At 41.8% G+C, this 16,526-nt stretch carries 32 protein-coding genes; all 32 read right to left on the reverse strand.

The features are described from left to right. Window positions 1–4: 4 nt before the first annotated feature. A complete protein-coding gene (locus ABID56_RS10470; protein ID WP_354220941.1) occupies window positions 5–802 on the reverse strand; it encodes an energy-coupling factor transporter transmembrane component T family protein in 798 nt (265 codons plus the stop codon). After that, window positions 799–1,665 carry an energy-coupling factor transporter ATPase gene (locus ABID56_RS10475; protein ID WP_354220943.1) on the reverse strand — a complete coding sequence of 289 codons (867 nt, stop codon included), beginning with the start codon at window positions 1,663–1,665 and terminating at the stop codon, window positions 799–801. Before ABID56_RS10475 ends, ABID56_RS10470 begins: the two co-directional genes overlap by 4 nt. Beyond that, a complete protein-coding gene (locus ABID56_RS10480; protein ID WP_354220945.1) occupies window positions 1,641–2,477 on the reverse strand; it encodes an energy-coupling factor transporter ATPase in 837 nt (278 codons plus the stop codon). The genes ABID56_RS10475 and ABID56_RS10480 overlap by 25 nt, the downstream gene beginning before the upstream one ends. Before the next feature lie 93 nt (window positions 2,478–2,570). Beyond that, window positions 2,571–2,933 (reverse strand): 50S ribosomal protein L17, encoded by a 363-nt coding sequence (gene rplQ, locus ABID56_RS10485; RefSeq protein WP_354220947.1) that lies wholly within the window; start codon window positions 2,931–2,933, stop codon window positions 2,571–2,573. A 44-nt stretch (window positions 2,934–2,977) separates the two neighbouring features. Beyond that, the gene (locus tag ABID56_RS10490; protein ID WP_354220949.1) at window positions 2,978–3,922 is read right to left on the reverse strand and encodes a DNA-directed RNA polymerase subunit alpha; all 945 of its coding nucleotides are present in this window, start codon (window positions 3,920–3,922) and stop codon (window positions 2,978–2,980) included. A gap of 168 nt (window positions 3,923–4,090) precedes the next feature. Then, window positions 4,091–4,492, reverse strand: coding sequence for a 30S ribosomal protein S11 (gene rpsK / locus ABID56_RS10495; RefSeq protein ID WP_354220951.1), 402 nt, complete (start codon window positions 4,490–4,492; stop codon window positions 4,091–4,093). 26 nt (window positions 4,493–4,518) lie between these two features. Continuing rightward, window positions 4,519–4,884 (reverse strand): 30S ribosomal protein S13, encoded by a 366-nt coding sequence (gene rpsM / locus ABID56_RS10500; RefSeq protein WP_354220953.1) that lies wholly within the window; start codon window positions 4,882–4,884, stop codon window positions 4,519–4,521. Between the two features lie 24 nt (window positions 4,885–4,908). Further along, window positions 4,909–5,022, reverse strand: coding sequence for a 50S ribosomal protein L36 (gene rpmJ, locus ABID56_RS10505; RefSeq protein WP_003156543.1), 114 nt, complete (start codon window positions 5,020–5,022; stop codon window positions 4,909–4,911). 34 nt (window positions 5,023–5,056) lie between these two features. Continuing rightward, a complete protein-coding gene (gene infA, locus ABID56_RS10510; RefSeq protein ID WP_167263380.1) occupies window positions 5,057–5,275 on the reverse strand; it encodes a translation initiation factor IF-1 in 219 nt (72 codons plus the stop codon). Then, the gene (locus ABID56_RS10515) at window positions 5,253–5,591 is read right to left on the reverse strand and encodes a KOW domain-containing RNA-binding protein (protein WP_354220956.1); all 339 of its coding nucleotides are present in this window, start codon (window positions 5,589–5,591) and stop codon (window positions 5,253–5,255) included. Before ABID56_RS10515 ends, infA begins: the two co-directional genes overlap by 23 nt. A 16-nt stretch (window positions 5,592–5,607) precedes the next feature. After that, complete coding sequence (gene map, locus ABID56_RS10520; RefSeq protein WP_354220958.1) at window positions 5,608–6,354, reverse strand: type I methionyl aminopeptidase; 747 nt, start codon at window positions 6,352–6,354, stop codon at window positions 5,608–5,610. After that, entirely contained in the window at window positions 6,351–7,004 is a 654-nt protein-coding gene (locus ABID56_RS10525; RefSeq protein ID WP_354220960.1) for an adenylate kinase, read from the reverse strand. Before ABID56_RS10525 ends, map begins: the two co-directional genes overlap by 4 nt. Window positions 7,005–7,046: 42 nt before the next feature. Continuing rightward, window positions 7,047–8,339 carry a preprotein translocase subunit SecY gene (gene secY / locus ABID56_RS10530; protein ID WP_354220962.1) on the reverse strand — a complete coding sequence of 431 codons (1,293 nt, stop codon included), beginning with the start codon at window positions 8,337–8,339 and terminating at the stop codon, window positions 7,047–7,049. Beyond that, window positions 8,339–8,779, reverse strand: coding sequence for a 50S ribosomal protein L15 (gene rplO / locus ABID56_RS10535; protein ID WP_354220964.1), 441 nt, complete (start codon window positions 8,777–8,779; stop codon window positions 8,339–8,341). Before rplO ends, secY begins: the two co-directional genes overlap by 1 nt. Before the next feature lie 34 nt (window positions 8,780–8,813). Further along, the gene (gene rpmD / locus ABID56_RS10540; protein WP_167263368.1) at window positions 8,814–8,996 is read right to left on the reverse strand and encodes a 50S ribosomal protein L30; all 183 of its coding nucleotides are present in this window, start codon (window positions 8,994–8,996) and stop codon (window positions 8,814–8,816) included. Window positions 8,997–9,008: 12 nt separating this feature from the next. Next, entirely contained in the window at window positions 9,009–9,512 is a 504-nt protein-coding gene (rpsE, locus tag ABID56_RS10545; protein WP_354220966.1) for a 30S ribosomal protein S5, read from the reverse strand. A 25-nt stretch (window positions 9,513–9,537) separates the two neighbouring features. Beyond that, entirely contained in the window at window positions 9,538–9,900 is a 363-nt protein-coding gene (gene rplR, locus ABID56_RS10550; protein ID WP_354220968.1) for a 50S ribosomal protein L18, read from the reverse strand. A 32-nt stretch (window positions 9,901–9,932) separates the two neighbouring features. After that, window positions 9,933–10,469 carry a 50S ribosomal protein L6 gene (gene rplF / locus ABID56_RS10555; protein ID WP_354220970.1) on the reverse strand — a complete coding sequence of 179 codons (537 nt, stop codon included), beginning with the start codon at window positions 10,467–10,469 and terminating at the stop codon, window positions 9,933–9,935. A 30-nt stretch (window positions 10,470–10,499) separates the two neighbouring features. Beyond that, complete coding sequence (gene rpsH / locus ABID56_RS10560) at window positions 10,500–10,898, reverse strand: 30S ribosomal protein S8 (protein WP_354220974.1); 399 nt, start codon at window positions 10,896–10,898, stop codon at window positions 10,500–10,502. Between the two features lie 29 nt (window positions 10,899–10,927). Then, on the reverse strand, window positions 10,928–11,113 hold the full coding sequence (locus tag ABID56_RS10565) for a type Z 30S ribosomal protein S14 (protein WP_167263356.1): 186 nt from the start codon (window positions 11,111–11,113) through the stop codon (window positions 10,928–10,930). Between the two features lie 24 nt (window positions 11,114–11,137). After that, window positions 11,138–11,677, reverse strand: coding sequence for a 50S ribosomal protein L5 (gene rplE / locus ABID56_RS10570; protein ID WP_354220976.1), 540 nt, complete (start codon window positions 11,675–11,677; stop codon window positions 11,138–11,140). Between the two features lie 26 nt (window positions 11,678–11,703). Further along, window positions 11,704–12,015: a 50S ribosomal protein L24 gene (rplX, locus tag ABID56_RS10575; protein WP_354220978.1), complete on the reverse strand. Its 312-nt coding sequence runs from the start codon at window positions 12,013–12,015 to the stop codon at window positions 11,704–11,706. A gap of 38 nt (window positions 12,016–12,053) precedes the next feature. Next, window positions 12,054–12,422: a 50S ribosomal protein L14 gene (gene rplN / locus ABID56_RS10580; protein WP_354220980.1), complete on the reverse strand. Its 369-nt coding sequence runs from the start codon at window positions 12,420–12,422 to the stop codon at window positions 12,054–12,056. Between the two features lie 42 nt (window positions 12,423–12,464). Then, a complete protein-coding gene (gene rpsQ, locus ABID56_RS10585) occupies window positions 12,465–12,728 on the reverse strand; it encodes a 30S ribosomal protein S17 (protein ID WP_354220982.1) in 264 nt (87 codons plus the stop codon). A gap of 20 nt (window positions 12,729–12,748) precedes the next feature. After that, on the reverse strand, window positions 12,749–12,952 hold the full coding sequence (gene rpmC / locus ABID56_RS10590) for a 50S ribosomal protein L29 (RefSeq protein WP_354220984.1): 204 nt from the start codon (window positions 12,950–12,952) through the stop codon (window positions 12,749–12,751). Continuing rightward, window positions 12,942–13,376 carry a 50S ribosomal protein L16 gene (rplP, locus tag ABID56_RS10595; RefSeq protein WP_354220986.1) on the reverse strand — a complete coding sequence of 145 codons (435 nt, stop codon included), beginning with the start codon at window positions 13,374–13,376 and terminating at the stop codon, window positions 12,942–12,944. Before rplP ends, rpmC begins: the two co-directional genes overlap by 11 nt. An 18-nt stretch (window positions 13,377–13,394) precedes the next feature. Next, window positions 13,395–14,036, reverse strand: coding sequence for a 30S ribosomal protein S3 (rpsC, locus tag ABID56_RS10600; RefSeq protein WP_354220988.1), 642 nt, complete (start codon window positions 14,034–14,036; stop codon window positions 13,395–13,397). Between the two features lie 3 nt (window positions 14,037–14,039). Further along, window positions 14,040–14,384, reverse strand: a complete 345-nt coding sequence (rplV, locus tag ABID56_RS10605) for a 50S ribosomal protein L22 (RefSeq protein WP_354220990.1) — start codon at window positions 14,382–14,384, stop codon at window positions 14,040–14,042. A gap of 19 nt (window positions 14,385–14,403) precedes the next feature. Continuing rightward, on the reverse strand, window positions 14,404–14,682 hold the full coding sequence (gene rpsS, locus ABID56_RS10610; RefSeq protein ID WP_167263337.1) for a 30S ribosomal protein S19: 279 nt from the start codon (window positions 14,680–14,682) through the stop codon (window positions 14,404–14,406). Between the two features lie 45 nt (window positions 14,683–14,727). Continuing rightward, on the reverse strand, window positions 14,728–15,561 hold the full coding sequence (rplB, locus tag ABID56_RS10615; RefSeq protein WP_354220993.1) for a 50S ribosomal protein L2: 834 nt from the start codon (window positions 15,559–15,561) through the stop codon (window positions 14,728–14,730). Between the two features lie 29 nt (window positions 15,562–15,590). Next, window positions 15,591–15,881: a 50S ribosomal protein L23 gene (gene rplW, locus ABID56_RS10620; RefSeq protein ID WP_354220995.1), complete on the reverse strand. Its 291-nt coding sequence runs from the start codon at window positions 15,879–15,881 to the stop codon at window positions 15,591–15,593. Further along, window positions 15,881–16,504: a 50S ribosomal protein L4 gene (gene rplD, locus ABID56_RS10625; RefSeq protein WP_354220997.1), complete on the reverse strand. Its 624-nt coding sequence runs from the start codon at window positions 16,502–16,504 to the stop codon at window positions 15,881–15,883. The genes rplW and rplD overlap by 1 nt, the downstream gene beginning before the upstream one ends. Window positions 16,505–16,526 lie beyond the last annotated feature (22 nt).

Below are 16,526 nucleotides of genomic sequence, written 5' to 3' on the forward strand. Positions count from 1 at the left end.
CCCTTTACCTTATCATCAGATAAATTGATATCGTTGCCGTCGTCATCAGGCATACGACGATATAATCCATTGTCCTAAAAACGATTTGCCGATAAGATGTACGATGGTCAGCCCCTTGGTAACCTCGCGCCTCCATCGCCATAGCTAGAGCTTCAGCCCGTTTAAAGGCACTGATAAACAACGGAATTAAAAGCGGTAATAAAGCTTTAAGTCGGTCTCGAAGTCGTCCTTGCGTATAATCAAGACCTCTAGCTGCTTGCGCCTTTGCGATCTTATCCATCTCTTCTGTCATGGTTGGTATTAACCTTAATGAGATCGCCATCATAATCGCCAATTCATTGACGGGTAGCCCCAACCTAGTCAACGGTGTTAAAAACCACCTCATCGCATCTGTGACCGCTAACGGCGGTGTCGTTAACGTAAGAAGAGTTGCCATGACAATCATAAGAAGCAAACGACTCGCAATCTCGCCACCTTGGATAAAACCTTGGTCATAAATAACGAACCCAAACACATCAAATAAGGCTTCACCATCACGTTGGAATAACACATGAAAGATAAAGGTAAAGGCCACGAGCCACCAAACTGGCTTTAATCCTTTGATTAAATAGGTTACTGGGATTGTTGATAATAAAACACAACCCAATACGAACCCGTATAATAAGCTATAAATCAACAAGCGATCGATAACGAACATCGTGATCACAAACAAAATAAGCGAGATGATTTTCGTCCGTGGATCTAATCTATGTATGAATGATTCTCTCGGAATATACTGGCCTAAAATAAATGATTGCGTCACTTGTTAGCACCAGCCTTTATCCGCTTGATTAAAGCCTGGCTAACTGTATCGACCGTCGCTTCATCTTCATTCCAGTTGACACCTAAAGTTTGTTGCATGTAATCAACGAATTTAATCGATTCAGGAGCAGCTAAACCAATCGCTTCTAACTGATCTCGTTTTTCTATTAAATGTTTCGGTGAGGTCACACTGTCGATACAACCGTCATTTAATACCACAAGCTGATCAGCATTCGCCATGGCATCTTCCATATTGTGAGTCACTAAAACGACCGTTTTACCCTTTTCTTCATTGAGATACCGAAATAATTGCAGCAGCTGTTTTTTACCCACTGGATCCAGCCCTGCTGTCGGCTCATCTAAGACAAGTACTTCTGAATCTAAAATTAACACACTTGCTAAGGCGACCCGCTTCATTTGCCCACCACTTAATGTAAAAGGAGACCGTTCTAAAAATGATTCATCAAGGCCAACATCCTGCAAAACTTGAGGCAATTTTGCTTCAACTTGTCCGAGATCTAACCCAAAATTCTTCGGACCAAATAACAACTCTTGTTTGACGGTTTCCTCAAATAATTGATGCTCTGGATATTGAAATACAAGACCAACTCGCCTTCGCAATTCTTTTAATGGTTTAGATTTAGCACCTGGTAATCTAGTGTCACCAACCGTGACAGTACCTGATGTTGGTTGTAATAATCCATTTAACTGTTGTAGCAAGGTCGACTTTCCAGAGCCTGTTCGACCGACAATAGCTGTGAAAAACTCTGATGGAATCGTAAAGGAAAGTCCTTGTAAGGCAACATGCTCGAGTGGCGTATTCGGTTGATAAATATAGTCTACGTCTTCAAATACAATCTCCATAATTCATCCACCAGTTCTTCATAATGTAAGGGTTCTTGCGTTATATCAATCGACTGTCTAGTTAATTGCTGATAGACTTTAGTGACAAATGGTGGTTCAAGACCTACCTCATGTAATTGGTCACCTTTCTCTAGTAACTCTCTTGGCTTTCCATCAAACCAAACGGTTCCTTCATCCAGTGTGATCACACGGTCAGCTAAAGCAGCTTCATTCAAGTCATGCGTGACCATAATAACCGTGACACCAAGTTGTTCTTGAAGTTCTTGAATGAGTGATAGCACTTGTTTTTTCCCGATCGGGTCCAACATTGATGTGGCTTCGTCTAACACAATCACTTCTGGCTGCATGGCTAATACACTCGCTAAAGCCACACGTTGCTTCTGACCACCTGATAAGCGTGAAGGTTCGTGATCCTTATAAATTGTCATGTCGACCTGTTCAAGACTCTGATCAATCCGTTTAATCATCGTTTCACGTGGTACAGCTAAGTTTTCTAACCCAAAGGCCACATCATCAGCAACGGTAGTTCCGACAAATTGGTTTTCAGGATTTTGAAAAACCATCCCAATATAATGACGGGCTTGGTGTTTGGATTCATCAGTTAAGACAGTTTGATTCACACGCACAACGCCACTTGTTGCTAAACATAATCCATTAAGCAATTTGGCTAATGTTGACTTCCCTGAACCATTACGTCCAACAATCGCGACCCATTCACCGTGTTCGATGGTGAGATTAATATTTTCAAGTACATGACTTGCTTCGTTTTGATAACGAAACGAAACTTGCTCCAGCTCAATCAATCCAAGCACTCCTTAGGTTTACTTTCTGTCATTATAGCATAAAAAAAGGGTTCAGTTCTCACGTATATGAGATCTGAACACCCCTAATTACTAATCATTCAATTAGTCAACTAATTCAATAATCACTGTTTTCGCTCCATCACCTTTACGTTCACCTAGTTTAAGGATACGAGTGTATCCACCTTGGCGCTCTTCGAAACGTGGAGCAATATCAGAGAATAATTTTTGTAGTGCGTCTGTACCTTCTTCATCTGCTTCAACTTTACGCAAGAATGAAGCTGCTTGTCGACGAGCATGAAGGTCGCCACGCTTACCTAGCGTAATCATTTTTTCAACGACTGGGCGTAGCTCTTTAGCTTTTGATTCTGTCGTTTCAATGCGCTCATGAACGATCAAATCAGTCGCTAAGTTACGTAGTAAAGCCATACGCTGTTCAGTCGTACGACCTAATTTCGCTTTTGCCATCCTTAAAGACCTCCTTTGCATAGGGATTCACTGTGATACATCTATTAATCGTCTTTACGTAAGCCTAAGTTAAGGGCCTCTAGCTTATGCTTCACTTCATCTAGAGATTTACGTCCTAAGTTACGAACTTTCATCATATCTTCTTCAGATTTCTGTGTTAGTTCTTGTACGGTATTAATACCAGCACGTTTTAAGCAATTGTAAGAACGGACGGATAGATCCAACTCTTCAATTGTCATTTCTAACACTTTCTCTTTTTGGTCTTCTTCTTTCTCGACCATAATATCTGCGCTCTGTGCTTCATCTGTTAACCCGACGAAAACATTTAAGTGTTCAGTAAACACTTTCGCGCCTAAAGATACCGCTTCTTCAGGACGAATGCTTCCATCTGTCCAGACATCAAGCGTCAGCTTATCATAATTCGTGACTTGACCAACGCGCGTGTTCTCAACTTGATACGTTACACGTTCAACTGGTGTGAAGATTGAATCCATTGCGATGACACCGATTGGTTGATCATCTTTTTTATTTTCTTCTGCTGGACGATATCCACGGCCTTTTTCAGCATTAATCTTCATGCTTAACTTACCGTTACCCGTGATTGTCGCAATTTTTAGCTCAGGATTTAACACTTCAACATCGCTATCGTGCTGAATATCTGCAGCTGTAACGTCACCTTCACCACTTACATCAATTTCTAATGTTTTCGCATCGTCAGAATAAATCTTCAAAGCTAGTTTTTTCAGATTTAAAATGATCGTTGTCACATCTTCCATGACGTAATCAAGTGTGGTGAACTCGTGTAACGCTCCTTCGATTTGAACAGATGTAACAGCTGCTCCTGGAAGGGAGGATAATAAGATACGACGCAAGGAGTTACCCATTGTTGTACCATATCCACGCTCTAATGGTTCAATTACGAATTTACCGAACTTAGCGTCGTTGCTAACTTCGACCGTTTCCACTTTTGGTTTTTCAATTTCAATCATTCACAAAACCCTCCTTCAAAACGTCGAAAAAACGATGACTCATCCATCGTTATTCCCAAAACGGGCGGGGTCCACGTATAATACGCGGATCAATCCCTTATAACCGTGCTATACTTTTAAAGCTATCATATCCCATTATAGACGGGCTGACAAATTATATACGCCAGATTAGACACGACGACGTTTTGGTGGGCGGCAACCATTGTGAGGTACTGGTGTCACATCAACAATTGCAGTGATCTCTAATCCTGCAGCTTGTAGTGAACGAATCGCTGCTTCACGACCAGCACCAGGGCCTTTAACGGCCACTTCAATAGTTTTCATGCCGTGTTCTTGAGCTGATTTCGCCGCTACTTCTGAAGCCATCTGCGCTGCGAAAGGCGTTGACTTACGAGAACCTTTGAAACCTAATGCGCCAGCACTACTCCAAGCAATGGCATTACCATTTGCATCGGTGATTGTCACAATCGTGTTGTTAAATGTCGAACGAATGTGAGCCACACCGGATTCTATATTCTTTTTCACACGACGCTTACGACGTGTTTGGTTTTTATTAGTCTTACGAGCCATGACGAGCATACCTCCTTTTTAATCATTTATTTTCTCTTGTTCGCTACTGTACGACGTGGACCTTTACGTGTGCGAGAGTTGTTCTTCGTCTTCTGACCACGAGTTGGTAAACCACGACGATGACGGAGTCCACGATAAGAACCAATTTCAATTAAACGTTTGATGTTAAGTGACTCTTCACGACGAAGATCACCTTCAACTGTATAATTGTCCATTGCTTTACGGATATTCGCTAGTTCTTCTTCAGTTAAATCACGTACACGTGTTGTTTCACTAACACCTGCTTCAGCAAGTACTTCGCTAGCTGTTGTATGACTAACGCCATAAATGTATGTCAATGAAATAACGACGCGCTTTTCACGTGGAATATCTACACCTGCAATACGAGCCATGAGTGCATTGCACCTCCTTTTGTTTTAGCCTTGTTTTTGTTTGTGTTTAGGATTTTCGCAAATTACCATTACTTTACCCTTACGGCGGATAACTTTACACTTTTCACAAATCGGCTTGACTGATGGTCTTACCTTCATTTTTCCTACCTCCTCTTAGATCGGAGTCTATACGTTATTTATAACGATACGTGATACGACCTCTTGATAAATCATAAGGTGACATCTCTACCGTAACTTTGTCACCAGGTAAAATACGAATGAAGTGCATACGAATTTTACCGGAAACGTGGGCAAGGATTTCGTGTCCATTTTCTAGTTCTACTTTAAACATCGCATTCGGCAATGTTTCTTGGACCGTTCCTTCCATTTCAATTACATCGTCTTTCGCCATCGAGAGAATCTCCCTTCTTCCAACTTGTCATCTGTTCGTTGACAAATTTTGATATTGCGAAGCGAAGTTTTCCGTTAGTCACTCGACCTGTTTCTTCTAAGCTGCGGTTTACTTCCGGAGAAACATAATCGAACAATTCGACATGATGAAGGTTCTTTCGTTTAGGTCGATCGAACTTGCGCTTTTCACCATCTGCTAGCTTAACAAACTTTTGGTCATCAAAGCCAATAATAACTGCAAATTGACTCGATTCCCTTCCTTGTTTAATCCTCACTAACTGTCCTAACTTCGGACATCGCGAATCTCCATCGTTCAACCGTCATCACCTTCACTTAAGCTTGAGTTAATATTTCATAACCATCATCTGTTACCGCGATCGTATGCTCAAAGTGAGCACAATTCGCATGGTCGGCTGTAACAACCGTCCATTCATCATCTAATGTTCGAACATACCGCTCACCCTGGTTGACCATAGGTTCAATAGCCAAAACCATGCCTTTTTTCAACCTTGGTCCTTTATTAGCAGGGCCGAAGTTTGAAATGTGAGGGTCTTCGTGAATATTTTGACCAATACCATGGCCGCCATACTCTTGAACGATCGTGTAACCGAACGGCTCAACATAACTTTGAATCGCATGCGATATATCTGTTAAACGATTACCGGGTTTCACTTGTTCTAAACCTTTAAATAACGATTCTTCTGTTACATCCAGTAAATGTTGTGTTTCGTCGCTGATTTCGCCTACTGCATATGTCCAAGCAGAGTCGCCGTGATAGCCTTGATATTCAGCACCGATATCGATACTAATAATATCCCCATCGACTAACTGACGATCACTCGGAATACCGTGGACGAGTTCTTCATTAACAGACACACACACATTACCACGAAAACCGTTGTATCCTTTGAATGAAGGAATTGCATCATGATCTCGAATAAACGCTTCAGCTATTTGATCAAGCTGTTTAGTCGTCACACCTGGTTTAATATGTTTCGCTAATTCATTGTGCGTTAGCGCGACAATTTTACCAGCGTGTCGCATGATTTCAATTTCACGTGGTGTTTTACGAATAATCATTTAGCTAAGCCTCCGATAATGTCATCGACCTGTTCAAACACATGATCAATATGTTGATCGCCATTGACATCTACAAGATAACCTTTATCGTTGTAGAAATCTAATAATGGTTTTGTTTGTTCCATATTAACACTTAAACGATTCTTAACTGTTTCAGGTTGATCGTCTTCACGTTGCATTAACGTAGCACCATCGATGTCACATTTTCCGTCTTCTTTCGGTGGATTGAATTCCACGTGATACGTAGCACCACATTCAGGACAAATGCGACGGCCCGTTAAACGTTCGACGAGTTTTTCTTCTGGTACTTTTACATGTAAGACGTAATCCAAACTCGTTTCTAACTCAGTGAGTAAGTTTTCAAGCGCTTCTGCTTGAGCGACTGTTCGTGGAAAACCGTCTAATAAAAAGCCTTCTTTACAATCTGGTTTGCTAAGTCGTTCTTTCACAATACCAACTGTCACTTCATCAGGGACTAAATCGCCTGCATCCATGTAAGACTTAGCTTCTTTTCCTAATGGTGTTCCTTCTTTGATCGCAGATCGGAACATATCTCCAGTTGAGATATGAGGGATGTCATACTTTTCTACGATTTTTTCTGCTTGAGTGCCTTTACCAGCACCGGGCAGTCCCATCAAAATAAGATTCATATCTTTCCCCTCGCTCTCATTAAATCCAATCCATCAGAGCGACTATTTAATGAAGCCGCGATAATGGCGTTTCACTAATTGGCTTTCTAATTGTTTCATCGTATTTAACGCAACACCAACAACGATAAGTAGGCTGGTACCACCAATTTGGACAGCTGCTGGTAAGTCCGCAATACTACCTAACATGATCGGGAAGATCGCAACGACCGCTAAGAATAATGCACCAACGAACGTTAAACGATACATCACACGTGTTAAGTATGTTTCGGTATTCTTACCTGGGCGAATCCCTGGCACATAACCGCCTTGCTTCTGTAAGTTGTCAGCCATTTGTTCAGGGTTAACTTGAACAAATGTGTAGAAATACGTGAATGCAATAATTAAACCAAAGTATAGAACCATACCAACCGGCTCTGTATAATCAAATACCCAAGCCATTGTCTGTGCAAATTCGTTTCCTTCAAAGAATTGGGCTATCGTCCGAGGTGCCATAATAAACGCAATGGCAAAGATGATCGGAATAACACCTGCTGCGTTCACTTTTAATGGTAAGTGAGTCGACTGCCCTCCGACTGGAGAACGATTAACGGTTCTTTTCGCATATTGAATCGGAATTTTACGTAGCGCTTGTTGAATGAAGATAACACCGACAATAACTGCGATGACAACAAGGCCGATAATTCCTATAACAGCTAAATTAATAAATAATTGATCACCAGCACCATTGATGTATTGTTCATATAGCTGGTTAACACCGTTTGGTATTCCGGCCACAATACCTGCAAAGATTAAAATGGAAATTCCGTTACCGACACCAAATTCAGTGATTTGTTCACCAAGCCACATTAAGAATGTCGTACCACCAGTTAACACGACCGCAATTGTAAAGTAAGTGATGAAACTCGGATTACTAATTAACGATCCGTCTGTCATCTGGTTAAAACCAAACGACATTCCAATACCTTGGAGAAATGCTAAAATCACTGTGAAATAACGTGTGAACTGCGCGAGTTTACGACGTCCCATTTCACCTTGTTTGCGCCATTCTGTAAACTTTGGCACAACGTCCATCTGTAACAACTGCATAATAATTGCTGCTGTAATGTATGGGAAGATACCCATAGCAAAAATTGAGAACTGACTTAAGGCGCCCCCTCCGAATGTATCAATAAACCCAAAGGAATTCGTTTCATTCATCATTGTAAGAGCATCACTATCAGTGAACGGGACTGGAATAAACGTCCCGATTCTAAATACAATTAAAATGGCAAGCGTGAAAAGGATTTTTTGTCTAATGTCGGCCACGCGAAACAAATTGGAAAATGTGCGGAACATTAAATCACCTCAGTTTGACCGCCTGCCGCTTCAATTGCTTCTTTCGCTGAAGCAGAGAACTTATCAGCTTTTACAGTCAATTTTTTATCTAGGCTACCGTCGCCTAGGATCTTAACGCCTGCTTTAACTTTGCTGATAGCACCAGTTTCTAATAGAAGTTCTGGCGTCACTTCCGTTCCTTCATCGAAACGATTAAGAGTATCTAAGTTTACAATCGTATATTCTTTACGGTTTACATTCGTAAAACCACGCTTCGGAAGGCGTTGGTAAATTGGCATTTGACCACCTTCGAAACCTGGACCGATGTTGCCGCCTGAACGTGCTTTTTGACCTTTATGGCCACGGCCTGATGTTTTGCCGTTACCAGTAGCCATACCACGACCTACACGATTACGTTTTTTACGAGAGCCTGCAGCTCCTTTTAACTCATGAAGTTTCATTCGTCGAGCACCTCCTCTTTACGTTAATCGTTACTTACGCTTCTTTAACCTCAACTAAGTGGGATACTTTGTTGATCATGCCACGAATGGCTTCTGTATCATCATGAACGACTGATTGTCTAATCTTATTAAGACCGAGTGCTTTTACCGTGTCGCGCTGGTCTTGCTTACGGCCGATAACACTACGTGTGAGGGTAATTTCTAATTTGTTAGCCATGTTTATCCCTCCTTATCCTTTCAGTTCCTCAACAGATTTGCCACGAAGTTTCGCAACGTCCTCTGCTGTCTTAAGCTCACTTAAGCCTTGGATTGTTGCACGTACCATGTTGATTGGTGTATTAGATCCTAGTGATTTTGATAGGATGTCATGAACACCAGCTAATTCTAACACCGCACGTACTGGGCCACCTGCGATAACTCCTGTACCTTCAGTAGCCGGTTTTAGTAAGATGTTTCCTGAACCAAATTGACCGTGAATTTGGTGAGGAATTGTTGTGTTAACAATTGGTACACGTACTAAGTTACGTTTACCTTCTTCGATCGCTTTACGAATAGCTTCAGGTACTTCGTTTGCTTTACCAGTACCGAAACCGACGTGACCATTTTTGTCACCGACAACAACAAGTGCTGTGAAGCGGAAACGGCGACCACCCTTCACAACTTTTGCGACACGATTTACCGTAACGACACGCTCTTCAATATCAAGCTTGCTTGGATCGATTTGTGTATGCATGCCTTTTCCCTCCTTTATATCTTAATTAAAATTCAAGTCCTGCTTCACGCGCAGCGTCAGCTAGTGCTGCTACTCGGCCATGGTATAAGTAACCACCACGATCGAATACAACGGATTGATAGCCTTTGTCTGTTGCACGCTTTGCAACTAATTCACCAACTTGTTTCGCAGCTTCGACGTTACCAGTCGCATCACCGTTGAATTCTTTATCAACTGTTGAAGCACTTGCAACTGTTACACCAGCGAAATCATCAATAAGTTGTGCGTAGATGTGTTTATTTGAACGGTAAACATTTAAGCGCGGACGCTCAGATGTTCCGACTAATTCGCGACGAACACGGGTATGACGCTTCTTACGAGCAGCGTTCTTATCTTGCTTCGTAATCATCTAGGTCACTCCTTTCTGTCTCTTAACGGATATTATTTAGCAGTCTTACCTTCTTTAGTGCGTACATGTTCATTTTCGTAACGAAGGCCTTTACCTTTATAAGGTTCAGGTGTACGAATAGAACGAATGTTTGCTGCTGCAGCACCGACTTTCTCTTTATCGATACCTTTAATGACAATACGTGTATTAGATGGGCACTCAATGTCGACACCGTCGATCGGGTCGATTTCAACTGGGTGAGAGTAACCAGCGTTTACGACAAGTTTGTCACCTTGCATTTGCGCACGGTAACCAACACCATGTACTTCTAAAGCTTTTTCGAAGCCTTTATGAACACCTTCGATCATGTTCGCGATATTACTACGCGTTGTACCATGAATCGCACGGTGTTTTTGTTTTTCACTTGGGCGAACAACTGTTAGCTCTTGACCATCAATCGTTACGTCCATTTCTCCATGAATTGTGCGTGATAGTTCGCCTTTAGGACCTTTAACAGTCACGACATTACCATCAACGCTAACCTCAACATCACTTGGGATTTCAATTGGTTTTAAACCTACACGTGACATTCATTACACCTCCTGACTGTTCATTAATGATTACCAAACGTAAGCTAGCACTTCGCCGCCTACTGCTTGTTGACGAGCTTCTTTATCCGTTAAAACACCGTTGGAAGTTGAAACAACAGCAATACCTAGTCCGTTAAGAACGCGTGGAACCTCGTCTGATTTCACGTAAACACGTAGACCTGGCTTACTGATTTTCTTAATTCCTGTAATAACACGCTCGTTATCAGTACCGTATTTTAGGAATAGACGTAGAACGCCTTGTTTATTATCTTCAATGAATTCGTAGTCACGAATGAAACCTTCACGCTTAAGGATATCAACGATTTCTTTCTTCAGATTAGAAGCCGGTACTTCTAATTGATCGTGACGGACCATGTTGGCATTACGAATTCGTGTTAATAGATCTGCAATTGGATCTGTCATTGCCATTTCTGATTACCTCCTTCCCGACTCTGGGCTTACCAACTAGCTTTTTTCACGCCTGGAATTTGACCTTCATACGCTAATTCACGGAAACAAATTCGGCATAGTTTAAATTTGCGAATAACTGAATGTGGGCGGCCACAACGTTCGCAACGTGTATATTCACGTACTTTGAATTTTTGGTTACGTTGTTGCTTAGCGACCATTGATTTCTTAGCCACAATTTTCCCTCCTTTGAGTGAGTGTTACTGTCTGAAAGGCATTCCGAACTGTGTTAATAATTCACGAGCTTCTTCGTCCGTATCAGCAGTTGTTACAATTACGATATCCATACCGCGTACTTTGTTCACTTTATCGTAATCAATTTCCGGGAAAATTAATTGTTCTTTAACACCTAGTGTGTAGTTACCGCGTCCATCAAACGCTTTGCTTGAAATACCACGGAAGTCACGTACACGTGGAAGTGATACAGCAATAAGCTTTTGAAGGAATTCGTACATACGCTCACCACGTAGTGTTACTTTAGCTCCGATTGGGTTACCTTGACGAAGGCGGAAACCAGCAATTGATTTCTTCGCTTTCGTAACCAATGGCTTTTGACCGGAAATTAACTCTAATTCTTCAACTGCGTTATCTAACGCTTTTGAGTTTTGAACAGCGTCGCCAACACCCATGTTGATCACGATCTTTTCAACTTTTGGTGCTTGCATCACTGAATCATATTCAAATTTATTCATTAGACCAGGTACAATTTCTTCTTGGTACTGTTTTTTAATTGCGTTCATCAAGTAGACCTCCTTTCCTCACAAAACTATTTATCTAAAGGTTCACCAGATTTTTTAGCGATGCGAACTTTCTTGCCGTCACGGACTTCATGACCAACGCGTGTTGGTTCGTTCGTGTTCGGATCAACAGGCATCACGTTAGAAACATGAATTGGTGCTTCCTGATTTAAAATTCCGCCTTGTGGATTTTCTTGAGACGGCTGCGTGTGTTTTTTCATGTAGTTCACGCCTTCTACCACAACACGTTCCTTCTTAGGAAATGATTCTAAAATAGTGCCTTCTTTTCCTTTATCCTTACCGGAAATGACTTTGACTTTATCGCCTTTTTTTACATGCATGAATCGTGCACCTCCTTAACAAGGCTCTTTTTTCTCTTTTATAAAACTTCTGGCGCTAGAGACACGATCTTCATAAATTTGTTTTCACGTAGTTCACGTGCAACAGGTCCGAAGATACGAGTTCCGCGTGGGCTTTTATCGTCACGTACGATAACTGCTGCGTTTTCGTCAAAACGGATGAATGAACCGTCTTTACGACGTACACCTCTTCTTGAACGTACAATTACAGCTCTTACAACTTCACCTTTTTTAACAACGCCGCCTGGTGTTGCTTGTTTTACTGTGCAGACAACGACGTCTCCGATGTTCGCTGTTTTACGTCCTGAACCACCTAGTACTTTGATCGTTTGTACTTCGCGGGCACCAGAGTTGTCAGCAACTTTTAAACGACTTTCTTCTTGGATCATACAATTGCTACCTCCCTTCGGAAATACTCCGAGCGAACTTTATTAAATAACAACAGCTTCTTCTACGACATCTACTAAACGGAAACGTTTGCTAGATGATAATGGACGTGTTTCCATAATGCGGACTACGTCATTTTTCTTAGCTACGTTGTTTTCGTCATGTGCTTTAAATTTCTTTGAATATTTAACACGCTTGCCGTATAGTGGGTGGAACTTATACGTTTCAACTAATACCGTGATTGTTTTGTCCATTTTGTCAGAAACAACACGGCCACTATAGACTTTACGAGAATTACGATCAGCCATTGAGGTAACCTCCTCTCAATTTATCGATTATTAACGCCGATTTCTCTTTCACGAATAACTGTTTTCATACGTGCAATAGACTTGCGTACTTCACGGATACGTACAGTGTTTTCTAACTGTCCCGTAGCAAGTTGGAAACGTAAGTTAAACAATTCTTCTTTAAGTGATTTGATCTTTTGTTCGATTTCGGCAGTGGTTAGTTCTCTAATTTCGTTAGCCTTCATTGCTATCACCACCAATTTCTTCACGTTTTACGAACTTCGTTTTAACTGGAAGTTTGTGAGATGCAAGACGTAGTGCTTCACGAGCAACCTCTTCACTTACACCTGCTACTTCAAACATAATTTTTCCTGGTTTCACGACAGCGACCCAGCTTTCTGGAGCACCTTTACCGGAACCCATACGTACTTCTAATGGTTTCGCTGTTTTTGGCTTATCTGGGAAGATCTTGATCCAGACTTTACCGCCACGTTTCATATAACGAGTCATTGCAATACGAGCTGCCTCAATTTGACGACTTGTAATCCACTCACCTTCAAGAGCTTGTAAGCCGTATTCACCAAATGCAACTTCTGTACCGCCTTTAGCTTTACCGTTTAGCTTTGCGCGGTGCTGTTTACGATATTTTACGCGTTTAGGCATTAACATATTGCTTATCCCCCTTCCTTATTCATCAGTTTTAGTTGGAAGGACTTCTCCACGATAGATCCACACTTTAACACCTAACTTACCGTAAGTTGTGTCAGCTTCTGCAGTACCATAGTCGATGTCTGCACGAAGTGTGTGAAGTGGTACAGTTCCTTCGCTATATTGTTCGATTCGAGCCATATCCGCTCCGCCTAGACGACCAGAAACTTGTGTTTTAACACCTTTAGCTCCTGAGCGCATTGCGCGTTGGATAGCTTGTTTTTGTACACGACGGAAAGAAACACGGTTCTCTAATTGACGTGCAATATTGTCAGCAACTAATGTTGCGTCAAGTTCAGGTTTCTTAACCTCAACGATATTGATATGAACACGTTTACCAGTTAATTGGTTAAGTTCATTACGTAGGTTTTCTACTTCTGAACCACCTTTACCAATAACCATACCTGGCTTAGCCGTGTGAACAGAAATGTTGACGCGGTTAGCAGCGCGTTCGATATCAACCTGAGATACACTTGAGTCTTTCAAGCGCTCTGAAATATATTCACGAATTTTGATGTCTTCATGTAAAAGATCTGCGTATTCTTGTTCAGCGTACCATTTTGACTCCCAGTCGCGAATGATACCAACACGAAGACCTTTCGGGTTAATTTTTTGGCCCACTATTTATCCCTCCTTCTTTTCTGATACCACAACTGTGATGTGGCTTGTGCGCTTATTAATAGCAGTCGCGCGGCCTTGCGCACGTGGGCGGAAACGTTTAAGCGTAACGCCTTCATCAACATATGCTTCAGAAACAACTAAGTTATCTACATCTAATTCATAGTTGTGCTCTGCGTTAGCGATAGCAGAGTTTAGAACTTTTTCAATGTCTGGTGATGCTGCACGGTTTGTGTGCTTAAGTGTTGCGATAGCTTCGCCTACATCTTTTCCTCGAATTAAATCGATAACTAAACGAGCCTTACGAGGAGCGATACGAACCGTTTTAGCTACAGCTTTAGCTTGTTGCATCATGCAAACCTCCTCTCATCTAGCGTTTTGTTTTCTTATCGTCACCAGCGTGACCTTTGAACGTACGTGTTGGTGCAAATTCACCTAATTTATGACCGACCATATCTTCAGTCACATAAACCGGAACATGTTTGCGACCGTCATAAACAGCGAATGTATGTCCTACGAATTGTGGGAAAATGGTAGAACGACGAGACCAAGTCTTAATAACTTGTTTATCGTTTGATTCGTTTAACTTTTCGACTTTTTTCATCAGATGATCGTCTGCGAAAGGTCCTTTTTTCAAACTACGACCCATTAATAAGCCTCCCTTCATGTTTAAGCAACATGTTGCTTAGCACGATTATTTCTTCTTACGACGACGGACAATGTATTTGTCAGAGTCTTTATTACGTTTACGCGTTTTGTAACCAAGTGTCGGTTTGCCCCATGGTGATACAGGAGATGGCATACCGATTGGTGCGCGTCCTTCACCACCACCGTGTGGGTGATCACTAGGGTTCATAACAGAACCGCGTACTGTAGGGCGAACGCCTTTCCAACGACTGCGTCCAGCTTTACCTACTTTGATAAGTTCATGTTCGTTGTTACCAACTTGACCGATAGTCGCACGGCAAGTGCCTAGGATACGGCGTGTTTCACCAGACGCTAAACGAACAAGTACATACTTTTCTTCACGTCCAAGTACTTGTGCTTGTGCACCTGCTGAACGTACTAATTGTCCACCGTGACCTGGTTTAAGCTCAACGTTATGAATGATTGTACCGACTGGAATATTTTTTAGAGGTAGCGCATTACCTGTTTTGATATCTGCGTCCTCACCTGATTGAATTTCTTGATCTACTTTAAGACCTCTTGGTGCTAGAATGTAGCGTTTTTCACCATCAGCATAATGGATCAGTGCGATATTAGCTGAACGGTTCGGATCGTATTCGACTGTAGCAACGCGACCTGGTATACCATCTTTGTTACGTTTGAAATCGATGATACGATACTTACGCTTATGTCCACCACCTTGATGACGAGTGGAAATTCTTCCTTGGTTGTTACGACCTGCTTTGTTTTTAAGCGGTGCAAGTAAGGATTTTTCCGGTGTGGAAGCCGTGATCTCTTCATTTGTTAAAGTTGTCATGAAGCGGCGTCCGTTTGTGGTTGGTTTATACTTTTTAATCGCCATCGTTGTTTCCCTCCTTTAATCGTTATATTTTATACTGTTTCAAAGAAGTCTAGTTCTTCACTGTCTTCAGTGAGCTGAACGATCGCTTTTTTACGGTCTGGACGATAGCCACCGTAACGACCCATTCTTCTAAACTTACCTTTTAGATTAAGTGTATTAACTTTTTCAACTTTCACGTTGAAAATTTCTTCTACTGCTTTTTTGATTTCAGTTTTGTTGGCTGTTTTCAATACTTCAAATGTGTATTTTTTCTCAGCCATCAAATCTGCAGAGTGTTCTGTAATGATTGGGCGCTTAATGATATCTCTTGCCTCTTTCATTATGAAAGCACCTCCCCTGCTTGATCAGCTGCTTGTTTTGTAATGAGCAGCGCGTCATGCTTCATTAAATCTAAAACATTGATCTCATCTACTGATAACACGTCCACTCCTTGGAGGTTGTTAGCAGAACGAGCAACGTTTTCGTCTTCGCTTGCTGTTACGATTAGAGCTTTACCTTCAACATTAAGGTTTTCTAATAACGAAACAACTTCTTTTGTTTTCGGTGTTTCGATGTTCAATTCATCTAACACATAAATATCGTCTGATTTCACTTTTGTTGCTAATGCAGATAAAAGTGCTAAACGACGTACTTTCTTTGGTAGCTTGTAGCTATAACTGCGTGGTGTTGGACCAAATGCAGTTCCGCCACCTACCCATTGTGGAGAACGGATTGAACCATGACGTGCACGGCCAGTTCCTTTTTGGCGCCACGGCTTACGGCCACCGCCACTCACTTCTGAACGACCTTTTACTTTATGAGTACCTTGACGCATGTTTGCTTGTTGCATCACGACTGCGTCATGTAATACGACTTCATTCGGCTCAATACCAAATACGCTTTCTACAAGTTCAGCATCGCCTACTTGAGAACCCGCTTGGTTATATAGTGCTACTTTAGGCATGACATTTCCTCCCTTCGTTAGT

The organism is Alkalibacillus flavidus (assembly GCF_040545925.1).
Classification (GTDB): domain Bacteria; phylum Bacillota; class Bacilli; order Bacillales; family Alkalibacillaceae; genus Alkalibacillus; species Alkalibacillus flavidus.

Excerpts from the sequence above, each read along its gene's own strand:
- rplP (WP_354220986.1), bottom strand. The coding sequence starts at position 13,376 with ATGTTAATGCCTAAACGCGTAAAATATCGTAAACAGCACCGCGCAAAG.
- rplE (WP_354220976.1), bottom strand. The coding sequence starts at position 11,677 with ATGAACGCAATTAAAAAACAGTACCAAGAAGAAATTGTACCTGGTCTA.
- rpsQ (WP_354220982.1), bottom strand. The coding sequence starts at position 12,728 with ATGGCTGATCGTAATTCTCGTAAAGTCTATAGTGGCCGTGTTGTTTCT.
- rplR (WP_354220968.1), bottom strand. The coding sequence starts at position 9,900 with ATGATTACGAAGCAAGATAAGAACGCTGCTCGTAAGAAGCGTCATACC.
- rplF (WP_354220970.1), bottom strand. The coding sequence starts at position 10,469 with ATGTCACGTGTAGGTTTAAAACCAATTGAAATCCCAAGTGATGTTGAG.
- rplB (WP_354220993.1), bottom strand. The coding sequence starts at position 15,561 with ATGGCGATTAAAAAGTATAAACCAACCACAAACGGACGCCGCTTCATG.
- map (WP_354220958.1), bottom strand. The coding sequence starts at position 6,354 with ATGATTATTCGTAAAACACCACGTGAAATTGAAATCATGCGACACGCT.
- rpsE (WP_354220966.1), bottom strand. The coding sequence starts at position 9,512 with ATGCATACACAAATCGATCCAAGCAAGCTTGATATTGAAGAGCGTGTC.
- rpsH (WP_354220974.1), bottom strand. The coding sequence starts at position 10,898 with ATGGCAATGACAGATCCAATTGCAGATCTATTAACACGAATTCGTAAT.
- rplW (WP_354220995.1), bottom strand. The coding sequence starts at position 15,881 with ATGAAAGAGGCAAGAGATATCATTAAGCGCCCAATCATTACAGAACAC.
- rplQ (WP_354220947.1), bottom strand. The coding sequence starts at position 2,933 with ATGGCAAAAGCGAAATTAGGTCGTACGACTGAACAGCGTATGGCTTTA.
- rplX (WP_354220978.1), bottom strand. The coding sequence starts at position 12,015 with ATGCATGTAAAAAAAGGCGATAAAGTCAAAGTCATTTCCGGTAAGGAT.
- rpmC (WP_354220984.1), bottom strand. The coding sequence starts at position 12,952 with ATGAAGGCTAACGAAATTAGAGAACTAACCACTGCCGAAATCGAACAA.
- rplD (WP_354220997.1), bottom strand. The coding sequence starts at position 16,504 with ATGCCTAAAGTAGCACTATATAACCAAGCGGGTTCTCAAGTAGGCGAT.
- rpsM (WP_354220953.1), bottom strand. The coding sequence starts at position 4,884 with ATGGCTCGTATTGCAGGTGTAGATATTCCACGTGAAAAGCGCGTCGTT.
- ABID56_RS10475 (WP_354220943.1), bottom strand. The coding sequence starts at position 1,665 with ATGGAGATTGTATTTGAAGACGTAGACTATATTTATCAACCGAATACG.
- rpsS (WP_167263337.1), bottom strand. The coding sequence starts at position 14,682 with ATGGGTCGTAGTTTGAAAAAAGGACCTTTCGCAGACGATCATCTGATG.
- rpmD (WP_167263368.1), bottom strand. The coding sequence starts at position 8,996 with ATGGCTAACAAATTAGAAATTACCCTCACACGTAGTGTTATCGGCCGT.
- infA (WP_167263380.1), bottom strand. The coding sequence starts at position 5,275 with ATGGCGAAAGACGATGTAATTGAAATGGAAGGAACGGTCCAAGAAACA.
- rplO (WP_354220964.1), bottom strand. The coding sequence starts at position 8,779 with ATGAAACTTCATGAGTTAAAAGGAGCTGCAGGCTCTCGTAAAAAACGT.
- ABID56_RS10525 (WP_354220960.1), bottom strand. The coding sequence starts at position 7,004 with ATGAATCTTATTTTGATGGGACTGCCCGGTGCTGGTAAAGGCACTCAA.
- rpmJ (WP_003156543.1), bottom strand. The coding sequence starts at position 5,022 with ATGAAGGTAAGACCATCAGTCAAGCCGATTTGTGAAAAGTGTAAAGTT.
- rpsK (WP_354220951.1), bottom strand. The coding sequence starts at position 4,492 with ATGGCTCGTAAGACTAATAAAAACCAAACACGTCGTAAGCGTCGTGTG.
- rplN (WP_354220980.1), bottom strand. The coding sequence starts at position 12,422 with ATGATCCAAGAAGAAAGTCGTTTAAAAGTTGCTGACAACTCTGGTGCC.
- rplV (WP_354220990.1), bottom strand. The coding sequence starts at position 14,384 with ATGCAACAAGCTAAAGCTGTAGCTAAAACGGTTCGTATCGCTCCTCGT.
- ABID56_RS10490 (WP_354220949.1), bottom strand. The coding sequence starts at position 3,922 with ATGATTGAAATTGAAAAACCAAAAGTGGAAACGGTCGAAGTTAGCAAC.
- secY (WP_354220962.1), bottom strand. The coding sequence starts at position 8,339 with ATGTTCCGCACATTTTCCAATTTGTTTCGCGTGGCCGACATTAGACAA.